Origin of the sequence: Rhizobium sp. BR 317 (assembly GCF_047445835.1) — a bacterium.
Classification (GTDB): Bacteria; Pseudomonadota; Alphaproteobacteria; order Rhizobiales; family Rhizobiaceae; genus Rhizobium; species Rhizobium paranaense.
In genome coordinates this window covers 364,956-377,513 of record NZ_JARWLB010000004.1, presented here as the reverse complement: position 1 = coordinate 377,513, position 12,558 = coordinate 364,956, and the positions used below count along the sequence as shown (strand labels likewise).

The 12,558-nt window shown below is 62.0% G+C and carries 11 protein-coding genes; 5 read left to right on the top strand and 6 right to left on the bottom strand.

Annotation, left to right across the window (positions count from 1 at the left end):
- The first annotated feature begins 174 nt into the window (after positions 1-174).
- The gene (locus tag QD357_RS09195; RefSeq protein ID WP_107109451.1) at positions 175-1,044 is read left to right on the top strand and encodes an NmrA family NAD(P)-binding protein; all 870 of its coding nucleotides are present in this window, start codon (positions 175-177) and stop codon (positions 1,042-1,044) included.
- 3 nt (positions 1,045-1,047) lie between these two features.
- Here the strand turns inward: QD357_RS09195 and ggt are convergent, their stop codons facing one another.
- On the bottom strand, positions 1,048-2,793 hold the full coding sequence (ggt, locus tag QD357_RS09190; RefSeq protein ID WP_107109053.1) for a gamma-glutamyltransferase: 1,746 nt from the start codon (positions 2,791-2,793) through the stop codon (positions 1,048-1,050).
- A gap of 337 nt (positions 2,794-3,130) precedes the next feature.
- Between ggt and QD357_RS09185 the strand changes: the two genes are divergently transcribed.
- The gene (locus QD357_RS09185) at positions 3,131-3,325 is read left to right on the top strand and encodes a hypothetical protein (protein WP_245407501.1); all 195 of its coding nucleotides are present in this window, start codon (positions 3,131-3,133) and stop codon (positions 3,323-3,325) included.
- Positions 3,326-3,344: 19 nt separating this feature from the next.
- Here the strand turns inward: QD357_RS09185 and QD357_RS09180 are convergent, their stop codons facing one another.
- Positions 3,345-4,610 (bottom strand): glycerate kinase, encoded by a 1,266-nt coding sequence (locus QD357_RS09180; protein ID WP_107109051.1) that lies wholly within the window; start codon positions 4,608-4,610, stop codon positions 3,345-3,347.
- Positions 4,611-4,764: 154 nt separating this feature from the next.
- Here QD357_RS09180 and QD357_RS09175 point away from each other — a divergent pair, with 154 nt between their 5' ends.
- Positions 4,765-5,193 carry an OsmC family protein gene (locus tag QD357_RS09175; RefSeq protein WP_107109050.1) on the top strand — a complete coding sequence of 143 codons (429 nt, stop codon included), beginning with the start codon at positions 4,765-4,767 and terminating at the stop codon, positions 5,191-5,193.
- Between the two features lie 188 nt (positions 5,194-5,381).
- Here the strand turns inward: QD357_RS09175 and QD357_RS09170 are convergent, their stop codons facing one another.
- From QD357_RS09170 to QD357_RS09160, 3 genes are all read right to left on the bottom strand, one after another.
- Positions 5,382-5,924, bottom strand: coding sequence for a hypothetical protein (locus QD357_RS09170; RefSeq protein WP_107109049.1), 543 nt, complete (start codon positions 5,922-5,924; stop codon positions 5,382-5,384).
- Positions 5,925-5,937: 13 nt separating this feature from the next.
- On the bottom strand, positions 5,938-7,284 hold the full coding sequence (locus QD357_RS09165; protein WP_107109048.1) for an LLM class flavin-dependent oxidoreductase: 1,347 nt from the start codon (positions 7,282-7,284) through the stop codon (positions 5,938-5,940).
- Positions 7,285-7,422: 138 nt separating this feature from the next.
- A complete protein-coding gene (locus QD357_RS09160) occupies positions 7,423-8,334 on the bottom strand; it encodes a LysR family transcriptional regulator (protein WP_107109047.1) in 912 nt (303 codons plus the stop codon).
- A gap of 124 nt (positions 8,335-8,458) precedes the next feature.
- On the opposite strand from QD357_RS09160, the gene QD357_RS09155 reads away from it, so the two are divergent.
- Both QD357_RS09155 and QD357_RS09150 read left to right on the top strand, forming a co-directional pair.
- On the top strand, positions 8,459-9,199 hold the full coding sequence (locus tag QD357_RS09155) for an SDR family oxidoreductase (protein ID WP_107109046.1): 741 nt from the start codon (positions 8,459-8,461) through the stop codon (positions 9,197-9,199).
- A gap of 173 nt (positions 9,200-9,372) precedes the next feature.
- Positions 9,373-10,584 carry an adenylate/guanylate cyclase domain-containing protein gene (locus QD357_RS09150; RefSeq protein ID WP_107109045.1) on the top strand — a complete coding sequence of 404 codons (1,212 nt, stop codon included), beginning with the start codon at positions 9,373-9,375 and terminating at the stop codon, positions 10,582-10,584.
- Between the two features lie 5 nt (positions 10,585-10,589).
- Here QD357_RS09150 and QD357_RS09145 read toward each other — a convergent pair whose 3' ends face one another.
- On the bottom strand, positions 10,590-12,557 hold the full coding sequence (locus tag QD357_RS09145; RefSeq protein ID WP_107109044.1) for a 3-hydroxyacyl-CoA dehydrogenase NAD-binding domain-containing protein: 1,968 nt from the start codon (positions 12,555-12,557) through the stop codon (positions 10,590-10,592).
- Position 12,558 lies beyond the last annotated feature (1 nt).

Sequence of the window (12,558 nt, the reverse complement as noted above, 5' to 3'; positions counted from 1 at the left end):
GCACTTAAGTCACGCCGCATGCTGTTGCATAAAGGTTTCCGAAGCCAAACCGGAGACCGCCATAGCGTCTGGCGATTCCATGGCACTCGCCGCGCGAACGCCAGCGATTTTCGACGCCGGCCACTCCGGACTGTCTGGCTTCCGACACCTAACCAAATCCTCATGGAGAAGATCATGTTTGCAATCACTGCCGTCACCGGCAAGGTCGGTGGCACGACCGCACGCGCGCTCATGAACGCCGGGCATAAGGTCCGGGCCGTCGTTCGCGACCGGGCGAAAGGTGCGGAATGGGAAAGGCTCGGCGCGCAAGTTGCCCTCGCCACGTTCGATGATGCCGATGCGCTCGCGCGGGCTTTTGACGGCACCGAAGGCGTCTTCGTCATGGCCTCGCCGAATTTCGCACCCGATCCGGGTTTTCCGAGCGCCCGCAGGGATGCCGCAGCGCAGGCGGCCGCCATAAAGCGCGCGCAGCCGGGTAAGGTGGTGATGCTGTCGTCGATCGGCGGCCAGCGTACCTCCGGCCTCGGGCTCATCACCCAGGTGCACATGCTGGAAGAGGCGCTGGCGCCGTTGGCCATGTCGGTCGCCATGCTGCGGCCGGCGTGGTTCATGGAGAATTCGTCGTGGGATATGGCACCGGCGCGCGAGACCGGCGACATGCCGAGCTATCTGGCGCCGCTCGACAAGCCCTATGCGATGATCGCCACCTCCGATATCGGCGCCATTGCGGCCCGGACGATGGCCGAGCGCTGGACCGGCCGCCGGGTGATCGAGATCGAAGGGCCGAAACGCTATACCCAGATCGAAATCGCGACGCTGATCGGCCAGGCAATCGGTCGTCCAGTCATCGCCAAGCCTATCCCACGCACTGAATGGGAGGAGCGTTTCAAGGCTCAGGGGGCTGCCTGGCCGGAGCCGCGCATCGAGATGATCGAAAGCTTCAACTCCGGCTGGATCGACTTCGAACCGGCTGGCGTCAATGAACACGTCATTGCCGCCACGCCTTATGAGACTGTGCTGGCCGAACTTGCCAAGATCGGTTGACGCTCAATAGCCTTCGGCAAGACCGGAGCCGGCGCGGCTGTCCATCGCGCCGTTGTAGCGGGCACCGCCTCCCTCGGCGATTTGGCCGAGGCTCTTGCCGCCGACGAGAATGCCGGCGGCCTGACCCCAGACCGGCCAACTGCCGCCGATTTGGACATTGTAGCCCATGCCAGTCAGCAGTTTGATCGTATCGGGAGACAGCGTGTAGGGCTCGGTGTAGATCTTATCCGGCAGCCATTGATGATGGACACGCGGCGCATCGATCGCCTGCTGAATATCCATGCCGAAATCGATGACGTTCACGATCGCTTCGAGCGTGATGGTGATGATGCGCGCGCCGCCGGGGCTGCCGATCACCATGAAGGGTTTGCCGTCCTTGGCGACGATCGTCGGGCTCATCGAGGAAAGCGGCGTCTTCTTCGGCTGGATGGCGTTGGCCTCGCCCTGCACCAGACCGTAGAGATTGGGTACCCCCGGCTTGGAGGTGAAGTCGTCCATCTCGTTGTTGAGCAGGATGCCGGTGCCGGGCGCGACCACGCCGGCGCCGAAGGAGCCATTCAGCGTGTAGGTAACGGCAACCGCATTGCCGTCATTGTCGATGATCGAGTAATGCGTGGTCTCCGTGCTCTCGCCGAGGCCCTTCGGCATCAGATCCTTGGAGACGCCGGCGCGATAGGGATCGATGCTGTCGCGGATCTTCTTCGCGTAGTTCTTGTCCAGCAGTTTGCTGACGGGATTGTCGACGAAATCGGGATCGCCGAGCGCGGAATTGCGGTCGACATAGGCGTGGCGCATGGCCTCGACCATGAGATGCACGGTGTCGGCCGAGCCGTAACCGGTATAGGAAAGCGGGTAGCCTTCCAGCACATTGAGAATCTCGCAGATGATCACGCCGCCGGAAGAGGGTGGCGGCGAGGAGATGATCTCATAGCCGCGGTAATTGCATTTCACCGGGTCGAGTTCGCGGACCTTATATTGCTCGAAATCCTCCTTCGCCAGAATGCCGCCCTTGTCGTGGCTGGCCTTGACGATCGCGTCGGCGGTCGGCCCCTTGTAGAAGCCGTCCGGGCCTTGTTCCGAAATGCTGGCGAGGGCCGCGGCAAGGTCGGGCTGGATCAGCCGATCGCCGCTGGAGAAGGGGGCGCCGTTCGGCTTCGTGAAGATCGCCGCTGTCGCCGGATCGCGTGACAGCCATTTCTTGCCTTCGTTCAGCTCGGCGGCGTCCGCCTGGTTCAGCGTGAAGCCTTCCTTGGCGTAGCGGATCGCCGGCGCCATCAGTTCCTGGCGGGTTTTGGTGCCGTATTTCTCGCGGGCAGTCTCGAAGCCCATGACGGAGCCCGGCACACCGACGGCGAGATAGCCATCCGTGCTTGCGCCTTTGACGACATTGCCTTTGTCGTCGAGATACATGGTCTTGGTCGAGGCAAGCGGTGCGCGCTCGCGAAAATCGAGGAAGGCGGTCTTGCCGTCCTTCGTTCGGATGGTCATGAAGCCGCCGCCGCCGATATTGCCGGCGGTCGGATAGACCACAGCCAGGGCGTAACCGACCGCAACCGCGGCATCCACGGCATTGCCGCCGCTCTTTAGCACGTCGACGCCGACATCCGTCGCCAGATGCTGGGCAGTCACCACCATTCCATGCTCGGCTTCAACCGGCTGCGGCGCTGCGGCTTGAACGATGGTGATGGAAAAGAGCCCGAAGGCAAAGATAGTCGCTAACGATATCGCCCGCTGGCGGAATTCGCGCATGATGGTCCCTCCCTAAGTCAAGTTTCAGGTAAGGCAGCCCAGCGTTGTGTCTAGGGCTGAAGAATAATTTCTGCGGCCAAATTTCGTCGGCGACCGCGCCAGCCATATGCCCGGAATCTGGATCGGATAGAAGACGACCCGGCCTCTCCAAGATTGACGAGATACTCATCCCGTCGATTGGGGATTAATTCCAGGGTATTAGCGGAAATCGCGCAATCGATCTTTCGTATTAGCATCCGTTAAAATGTCGGGGATAAATGCCTGCCCGCACTCGCAATATTTCTTTCATCAGAGCAGTCTACTTTAGGTAATGGACTTGTTGAGGCGGGAGTATCGCATGGGGGTATTGATGGCCGTCACGAAGCTTGAGCAGTGGAAGAACGAGCGCAACAGCAAACCCAAGGCGTTCGTCATTGCTCAAAAGACGCATGTCGTCGAAATCGAGTGCATGCATTGCCATCACCACTTCTTTCGGTGGTCGTCGACAGCGCCGGCCTATTGGCGCTGCGAGGATTGTTCCGTCAATCAGTGAGGCGTTCCGGTCCTGACGATCAAACGATCAGGATCGCCCTGAAATCATTGACATTGGTGCCAGTCGGGCCGGGGACGAAGAGGTCGCCGATTGCGTTGAATGCCGACCAGGCGTCGTTGTTTCTCAGCATCTCAGCGGGCATAAGCCCGGCCTTGCGCAGCCGCGCCACGGTGCTTGCGTCGGCAAAGGCACCGGCATTGTCTTCGCTGCCGTCGATGCCGTCGGTGTCGGCGGCCATGGCGTGAATGCCGGCGTGACCGTCGATATCGATCGCCAGCGACAGCAGGAATTCGGAGTTTCGGCCGCCCTTGCCCTTGCCCGTCAGCGTCACCGTCGTCTCCCCACCCGACAGCAACACGATCGGCTTGGCGAAGGGCCGATTGCGATGGAGGATCTCGCGGGCGAGGGCGGCATGCATGTGCGCTGCCTCGCGGGCTTCACCTTCGATCGCATCGGACAGGATCGCCGCCTCGATGCCGGCTTCGCGCGCCATTTCGGCCGCGGCCTCCAGTGAAACGCCGGCCGACGCGATGACATGCACCTCATTGCCGGCAAGGCGTGGATCCCCCGGCCGCGGCGCATCGGCTTCCGGCCTTTCGATATGCGCGAGGACGGCGGCGGGAAGCTCGATACGGTAGAGACGGATGAGGTCGAGCGCTTCGGCGCGGGTGCCAGCGCCGGGCACGGTCGGTCCAGAGGCGACAAGAGCCGGATCGTCGCCCGGAATGTCGGAAACGACCAGCGAGACGACCTTTGCCGGATAGGCCGCTGCGGCGAGGCGACCGCCCTTGATGGTCGACAGATGTTTGCGAATGACGTTCATCGCCGAAATCGGCGCGCCGGAGGCGAGCAGCGCCTTATTGACGGCGATCTCGTCGGCAAGGGTGAGGGCACCGGCGGGGGAGGGCAGCAGCGCCGATCCACCGCCGGAGATCAGCGCGATCACCAGGTCATCCTCGGTCAATCCTTCGACCAGCTTCAATAGCCGCCCGGAGGCGACGAGGCCTGCCTCATCCGGGACGGGATGAGCGGCTTCAATGATTTCGATGTACTGGCAGGGGGCGGCGAAGCCGTAGCGCGTTACCACCAGCCCTTCCAGTGGACCGTCCCAGCATTGCTCGAGGGCGGCCGCCATCTGTGCCGATCCCTTGCCGGCGCCGATGACGACCGTCCGTCCTTTCGGCTTTGCCGGCAGATGGGCGCGGATGCCGGTCATGGGATCGGCGGCGCGGACGGCCGCATCGAAGAGGGAGGTGAGGAAGGCGCGGGGATCGGAAACGGTCATTTGGAAATCTACCTGTCTGCGATGAGCTTATAAGCATTTGGTGGCGCAACTGGCGCGAACACGCAAGGGCAGGTCACGCCCGATTGTGTCGGGTAAGCGCAATCCCTATGTTTTAGGGAGCAGTTTCAACGATTTTATCCGAGGGATTTTCGAGATGGCCGAATTGAAGGTGAAGACGAGACAGACGGGCGCGACAGCGACGGTCGGCCGCACTGGCCTGCCGCATGTGACGTCGGTGACCGGTGGCGAGATCGATATCGTCACCTCGCCGTCACTGCCTGGCTTCAATCCGCTCGATCTGCTTTATTCCTCGCTGTCCGCCTGTCTCGTGCTCAGCGCCCGCATGGCCGCGAGCAGTCTCGGCGTGCTCGACAAGCTGACGGAAGTGACTGCCGTCGTGACCGGCGAGAAGGCGACGGAAGGGCTGTCACGCGTCGAAAAATTCAACATCGCCTTCACCATCAAGGGCGATTTCGGCGACGAAATCCGCAGCGCCATCGCGCATGCTGCCGAGGAGGAAATTTGCACGGTCAGCAACACGATCCGGGGGAATCCGAAGTTCGAGATGGTGATTTCGGGGTGAGATCGGATTAAGCAGCGAAAGCTCCTCATCCGCCCTGTCGGGCACCTTCTCCCAGTTCTGACGGGGAGAAGGGGATTGCAGCGCCATCACCGTCCCTCTCTCCGCATGGCGTTGGGCGAGGGTTTTGGCGACGTCGCTCCCTCTCCCCGTCAAAACGGGGAGAGGGTTGGGGTGAGGGGCTTTCTCCGCTACTCTGGCGGCAGCTCGAATCCTTCCAGATAAGGCCCAAGCTCGGGATCGATATCCACCTTGACCACATTGTTGTAGACCGCCGTCGCAATCATGATGCCGGCGAAAGCGACGAGATTGGCGAGCGTCGGTTCGTCGTAGCGTGCCTTCAACCGGTCCCACAATTCTTCCGGCACGGTGTTGGAATCCCTGACGATCGCCTTGCCGAAATCGATCAACAATGCCTCGTCTTCCGCGGGTACGAGCGTTTCCGGCGTCAGGCCGGCATTGATCAGCGCCCGGCGGAAGAAGCCGACCGGGATGATCGAGCGGCTTTGCAGCGAAATGGCATGACAGAAAAGCCAGACCGCGCGGTCGTCGAGCGCCGGGCGCAGTTCTTCGCGCAACGTGAACCATTCGGCGTAGATGCGGTGCGCCACCGGCGAGTGCAGCAGCGTCCGCTTCATATTGGTCATGCGGCCGCGCAGTTGCACTTCGCGGTCGTGTTCGGCGCGGACGGCTTCGGAAGCGGTGTCGTAATCGATCGGCGTGATATGGCTCATCGGCTGTTGTCTCTCATTGCGCCGCTTCGGACGTCGGGGTGAAGAAGCGGTTTGCCGGACGCGGCAGGCCGAGATGGTCGCGCAGTGTCGTGCCCTCGTATTCGCGGCGGAAGATGCCGCGGCGCTGCAGTTCCGGAACGACGCGCGTGGTCACGTCCAGCAAGCCCTGCGGCAGGAAGGGGAAGACGACGTTGAAGCCGTCGGAGCCTTCCTCGCGCAGCCATTGTTCCATCTCATCGGCGATCGTCTGCGGCGTGCCGACGAAGGCGAGACCGGCATAGCCGCCAAGCCGTTGGGCAAGCTGGCGGACGGTCAGCTTCTCCTCCACCGCCAATGCGATGACGCGCTCCCTGCCGCTCTTGCTGGCATTGGTTTCCGGGATCTCCGGCAGCGGACTGTCAGGGTCGAAGCCTGAGGCGTCATGGCCCAAGGCGATCGACAGGGAGGCAATGGCGCTTTCGTAATGGACGAGGCTATCGAGCTTGGCGCGTTTGGCCTTTGCCTCCTCGACGGTATCGCCGACGACGATGAAGGCGGCGGGAAGTATCTTCAGGTGATCCGGGTTGCGGCCGATGTGCTTCATCCGGCCCTTGATGTCGGCGAAAATCGCCTTGCCGTCGGCGAGATTGCGTGGGGCGGCGAAAACCGCCTCGGCGGTTTCGGCGGCAAGCTGGCGTCCGGCATCCGATTGTCCGGCCTGGACGATCACCGGCCAGCCCTGCGGCGGGCGGGCAATGTTGAGCGGCCCGCGAACGCTCAGTTCCTCGCCCTTGTGGGCAAGCACATGCATCTTTTCCGGATCGAAGAAGAGGCCGCTTTCGGCATTGCGGAGGAAAGCGTCGTCGGCGAAGCTGTCCCAGAGGCCGGTCACGACATCGTAGAATTCACGGGCGCGGTGATAGCGCTCACCGTGCTCCATATGCTCTTCAAGGCCGAAATTCAGCGCTGCGTCCGGATTGGATGTCGTGACGATATTCCAGCCGGCGCGACCGCCGCTGATATGGTCGAGGGAGGCGAAACGGCGGGCGATGTGATAGGGCTGATCGAAGGTGGTGGAGGCCGTGGCGACGAGACCGATCTTTTCGGTGACGGCGGCAAGCGCCGAGAGCAGTGTGAAGGGCTCGAAGGACGTGACGGTATGGCTGCGCTTCAGCGCCTCGACGGGCATGTTCAGCACGGCAAGATGATCGGCCATGAAGAAGGCATCGAATTTTGCCTGTTCCAGCGCTTGCGCAAAACTCTTGATATGTTTGAAATTGAAATTCGCGTCCGGATAGGCGCCGGGATAGCGCCATGCGCCGGTATGAAGGCTGACGGGGCGCATGAAGGCCCCAAGCTTCAGTTGCTTCTGTTCAGTCATGGGTCCATCCCTCTCGAACATCACGGGTTCATGGCGGCATGTGCGGGCAAGCCAGCGAGAATGTCTCCCTCGACGTAGGAGCCTAATCGGCGCATTCAAAGAGCCGATTTCATTTATTTGATCGGTTCGATGGAATATTTATCCAGCGCCGCTTTCCACCTCGGTCTGCCGGGCAAAAACCTTGACGAGCCAGTCGATGAAGACGCGCACCCGTGGTGAGAGTTGGCGGTTGCGGGGATAGAGCATGGAGACGGGTGTCTTCGTCAGTGGAAAGTCCTTGAGGACGTGAACCAGCTCGCCGGATTTCAGGGCATATTCGGCGTGATAGCGCGGCACCTGGATCAGGCCGAGGCCGAGCTTGGCCGCTGAAAAATAACTCTCTGCAGCATTGACGGAGACCGTCGCGGGCAAGGCGATATTGCGCACTGCGCCGTCGACGATGAATTCTAGCGGCAGCAATACGCCGGTCGCCGAGGAGCGGAAGCCGACCATGCGGTGACCGTCGAGGGCGTCCGGATGCAGCGGCATGCCGAAGCGTTCGATATAGGCAGGTGCCGCCAGCGTGATCTCCTCCAGCATGGCGACGCGGCGAGCGATCATGTCGCTGTCCTGTGGTGTGCCGACACGCAGCACACAATCGATGCCTTCGCGAATGAGGTCAACAAGGCGGTCGCCCTCTGTCATGTAAAGCTCGATTTCCGGATAGGTCTCCAGGAAAGACGACAGGTTCGGGAGTACGAAATGCCGGGCCAATGTTCCATGGACGTCGACGCGCAGGAGACCCTTCGGCTTGGCGCCGGCAAAGGCACCCTCGGCGTCCTCTATGTCTGATAGAATGCGCAGGCAACGCTGATAGTAGGCCTCGCCATCCAACGTCGGGCTGACATGCCGCGTCGTTCGCTGCAGCAGGCGAACGCCGAGGCGCGCCTCCAATTGTTTGACGGCATCCGTCACCGTGGAGCGCGGCAGACCGGTATCTTCAGCAGCCAGCGTGAAGCTGCGCCGTTCCACGACGCGGGAAAATACCCGCATGGCATCGAATCTGTCCATTTTTCTTTGTTCGGAAATTTCGGCTAGTGATGCCGATTAATGGCTGATTATCCGCCGTTTGAAAAGAGGCATCTTCCTCTCATCGAAACGCGCTACAGCGCAATTACAGCGAAGGATGAAGACAATGGCCAATAACTCCAACAGGGTAGCTATCGTTACCGGTGCATCTCGCGGTATCGGCGCGGCGGTTGCGGAGCGTCTTGCAAAGGACGGTTTCACGGTCGTCATCAATTACTCCGGCAGCGAAGCCGCCGCCGAGGAGCTTGCCCGCAAGATCGAAGGAAAGGGTGGCAAGGCGCTGACCGCCAAGGCTGATGTTTCCGATGCCGAAGCCGTGCGTCGCATGTTCGATGCTGCCGAAGCCGCTTTTGGGGGCGTCGACGTGCTGGTCAACAATGCCGGCATCATGCAGCTCGCCAAGATCGCCGATGCCGACGACGCCCATTTCGATCGGCACATCGCCATCAATCTGAAGGGGACGTTCAATGCGCTGCGCGAAGCCGGCAAGCGCCTGCGCGACGGCGGCCGGATCATCAACTTCTCGACCAGCGTCGTCGGGCTCAAGCTCGAGACTTATGGCGTTTACGCTGCAACCAAGGCCGCCGTCGAAACGCTGACCGGCATCATGGCCAAGGAAATGCGCGGCCGTTCGATCACGGTCAATGCCGTGGCGCCCGGCCCGACGGCGACCGACCTCTTCCTCAACGGCAAGAGCGACGAGCTGATCGATCGCATGGCCAAGATGAACCCGCTGGAGCGGCTGGGTACGCCGGAAGACATCGCCGCTGCCGTCTCATTCCTCGCCGGCCCGGACGGCGGCTGGATCAACGGTCAGACGCTGCGCGCCAATGGCGGCATGATCTGAACCCTCCCAGGTGGCGGCGGGATGAGTCCCGTCGCTACCAGCGCGTCAAATCGCCGCTTCCGTCCCGCAGGAGCGGCGATCATTTGTTTTGGGTGGACTATTTTGCGTTGTGCAACACTTCAAGCCTGCCTATTTGGTATTAAAGCGAATCCTTTCTGGGGCGGGAGATATCCATGAACGATAAGGACATTGGCGAAATCGCCTCCTGGCTCATGCAGAGCGGCCTCAAAGGCATGGGAGAAGCCGACATCCTGGCAGGCTTCTGCGAGGCATGCCGAGAGCGCGGGCTGAACGTCGACCGCGCCATGGCGCTGATGGATACGCTGCATCCGGTCTACGAGGGGCGAGCCTTCCGCTGGGACGGCAACCAGGTGATTGAACGCGAGTTCGAATATGGGCCGTCGCATCAAGGGATCGCCGCCGAGAACTGGCTGCGTTCCTCCTTCTATCATTTGCTGGAAACAGGCGGAGACGAGGTGCGTCGCCGCATCGGCTTCGGCGACCCGATCGATTTCTTCGGGCTCGACACGTTGAAGACTGATGGCCACACCGATTACCTCGCCATGGTGCACCGGTTCGAGGAAGGCGGCACCATCGGCGAGATGGATTGTTTCTATTCTCATTTTGCCACCACCGCCGGAGTGGGTTTCCCTGACGAGGACCTGCGCGTGCTGCGTAAGCTGACACCGGCCCTGGCATTGGCGATCAAATGCACTGCTATGGGACGCATCGCGCGCACCATTGCCGAGGTCTATCTGGGCGAGGATGCCGCCCGGCATGTTCTCGAAGGCAAGATCACACGCGGTAAGGCCGAGCGGATCTCGGCGGCACTGTGGTTCTCCGATCTCGCCAACTATACCCGCATTTCGGACACAGCCGAGCCCGATGAAATCATTCCGATGCTGAATGCTTATGCGGACGCTGTGATTTCCTCGATCCACGAGGCAGGGGGCAACGTGTTGAAGCTGATCGGCGACGGCACGCTGGCGATCTTCAAGGCGCGCGATGCGGGGGATGCTTGCGCTGCGGCGCTGATGGCGGAATCGTTGCTGCGCCAGCGGCTGCGCGATCTCAATTCCCAGCGGCAGATCGAGGGCAGGCCGGTGACGGACGTCTATCTCGGCCTGCATATCGGCGATGTCTTTTACGGCAATATCGGCAGCATGGACCGGCTGGATTTCACCGTCATCGGCCCGGCCGTCAACGAGGTTAGCCGCATTGCGTCCATGTGCCGTTCGGCCGATCGCAACATCCTGATGTCGTCGAATTTCGTCTCCGCTCTGGCGTCCAGCCAGAGCAACGATCTCGTCTCCGTCGGCCGCTACGCGCTGCGCGGCGTCAACCGGCCGCAGGAGCTGTTCACGCTGCTGTCTTCGGCGGCTTGATCACCTCAACGGCGACCTCCGGCGAACATCGGGCCGCCTTTGTGCGGCGGGAAACCGTAGCCGTTGATCATCACCAGATCGATATCGCTGGCGCGGGCGGCGATGCCCTCGGCCAAGAGCGCCTCGCCCTCATCGGCCATCGCCTTCAGCAGCCGGGTGACGATCTCGTCTGCGGTAAAGCTCTTCGGCGCAATGCCTTTTTCGGCGCGGGCGGCTTCGATCAGCGCTGTGACTTCGGGATCTACCGTGCGCTGGCCATCCGGATAGCTGTACCAGCCCCGCCCGGCCTTCTGACCGAAGCGGCCGGCTTCGCAGAGGCGATCGGCGATGACGACATAGCGGGCGGCAGGATCGCGTGTTGGCGCCTGGCGTTTGCGCCGCGCCCAGGCGATTTCGAGGCCGGCCATGTCGTAGACGGCGAAGAGACCCATCGGGAAGCCATAGGCTTCCAGCGCCGCATCGATTTCATGCGGCAGCGCGCCGTCCTCGACCATGAATTCGGCTTCGCGGCGATAGGCAGAAAAGATGCGATTGCCGATGAAGCCCTCGGTGACGCCACAGACGACCGGTAGTTTTCCGAGGCGCTTGGCGAAGGCGAGGGCGCTTGCCAGCACATCAGGCGCGGTCTTGTGGCAATTCACGACTTCCAGCAGCCGCATGATGTTGGCGGGCGAAAAGAAATGCAGGCCGACGACCCGCTCAGGATGCGCGGTTGCGGCGGCGATGATATTTGGATCGAGGTAGCTGGTGTTGGTCGCAAGGATGGTGTCGGCGCGTACGATGCCATCAAGGCGCTGGAACAGCTCGGTCTTGACGGTCAGATCATCGAAGACGGCTTCGATGATGAGATCGGCTTGCGCGAACTCCTGCGCATCGGCGGCGACCGCCAACCGGCTCAGGCGATCGTCGCGGCCTGCTGTATCGAGGCGGCCGGATTGTACAGCTTTGTCGAGGATGCCGGTAATCCGCTCTCGGCCTTTGTCGGCGGCTTCCCGGGTTTGCTCGATGCCGACGACGCGGTAGCCGGCGTTCAAGGCCGCCACTGCAATGCCGGAGCCCATGAGGCCGGTGCCGACGAGGCCGACGGTTTCGATCTTGCGCGGCGCAACTTTTTCCAGGCCTTCGACCTTGCCGGCGGCGCGTTCCGCGAAAAAGACGTGGCGCAGGGCTGCAGCCTCTTCGCTATCCCGAAGGGCGACGAAGGTGCGGCGTTCTTCGGCGAGTCCCTCGTCCAGCAATGTCGTCGCGGCAAGGCGAACAAGGCGGACGGCTTCGGCGGGCGCGTGCTGACCACGCGCCTTGCGAAGAGCTTCCGCGACCGCTTTGTCGATGGCCTCCTCAGAGTCTGACGGGACAGGCAATTTGCCGGTGCGTCGCAAGGGAAGATCGGCTGCGCTCTTGGCGGCGGCAATGGCCGCAGCGATCAGCGAGTTTTCGACCAGGCTATCGATGATACTGAGTTTGTTTGCTTCGCTGGCCGAGACAACGCGTCCATTGGAGATCAGTTCGATGGCAGCGGCGGTGCCGATCAGGCGGGGGAGGCGTTGCGTACCGCCGGCACCGGGAACGATGCCGAGCTTGACTTCTGGCAGGCCGATTTTCGCGGAGGGCACGGCATCGCGCTTGTGGCAGGCGAGTGCCACTTCCAGGCCGCCGCCGAGCGTGGCGCCGTTCATAGCGGCAACAACGGGTTTGGAGAAATCTTCGATGCGGGCAATGACTTGCGGCAGCAGCGGCTCAACGGGCGGTTTGCCGAATTCCTTAATATCGGCGCCGCCGATGAAAGTGTTGCCTGCCCCCGTCAATATGACAGCAACGACCGCGTTGTCCTTCTCGGCGCGATCGAGCGCCGTCATGAGGCCGGCGCGGACATCGGCGGAGAGTGCATTGACGGGCGGATTGTCGATGGTGACGACGAGAACGTCATCGGTCAGCGTCGCCGAAACAGTATCCGAAAAGCGCGATGCCGACATG

Bases quoted from the DNA above. Each gene is read 5' to 3' on its own strand.
- QD357_RS09175 (WP_107109050.1), top strand. From the start codon at position 4,765: ATGGCCGAATTGAAGGTGAAGACGAGACAGACGGGCGCGACAGCGACG.
- ggt (WP_107109053.1), bottom strand. From the start codon at position 2,793: ATGCGCGAATTCCGCCAGCGGGCGATATCGTTAGCGACTATCTTTGCC.
- QD357_RS09145 (WP_107109044.1), bottom strand. From the start codon at position 12,557: ATGTCGGCATCGCGCTTTTCGGATACTGTTTCGGCGACGCTGACCGAT.
- QD357_RS09195 (WP_107109451.1), top strand. From the start codon at position 175: ATGTTTGCAATCACTGCCGTCACCGGCAAGGTCGGTGGCACGACCGCA.
- QD357_RS09160 (WP_107109047.1), bottom strand. From the start codon at position 8,334: ATGGACAGATTCGATGCCATGCGGGTATTTTCCCGCGTCGTGGAACGG.
- QD357_RS09155 (WP_107109046.1), top strand. From the start codon at position 8,459: ATGGCCAATAACTCCAACAGGGTAGCTATCGTTACCGGTGCATCTCGC.
- QD357_RS09150 (WP_107109045.1), top strand. From the start codon at position 9,373: ATGAACGATAAGGACATTGGCGAAATCGCCTCCTGGCTCATGCAGAGC.
- QD357_RS09185 (WP_245407501.1), top strand. From the start codon at position 3,131: ATGGGGGTATTGATGGCCGTCACGAAGCTTGAGCAGTGGAAGAACGAG.
- QD357_RS09180 (WP_107109051.1), bottom strand. From the start codon at position 4,610: ATGACCGTTTCCGATCCCCGCGCCTTCCTCACCTCCCTCTTCGATGCG.
- QD357_RS09170 (WP_107109049.1), bottom strand. From the start codon at position 5,924: ATGAGCCATATCACGCCGATCGATTACGACACCGCTTCCGAAGCCGTC.
- QD357_RS09165 (WP_107109048.1), bottom strand. From the start codon at position 7,284: ATGACTGAACAGAAGCAACTGAAGCTTGGGGCCTTCATGCGCCCCGTC.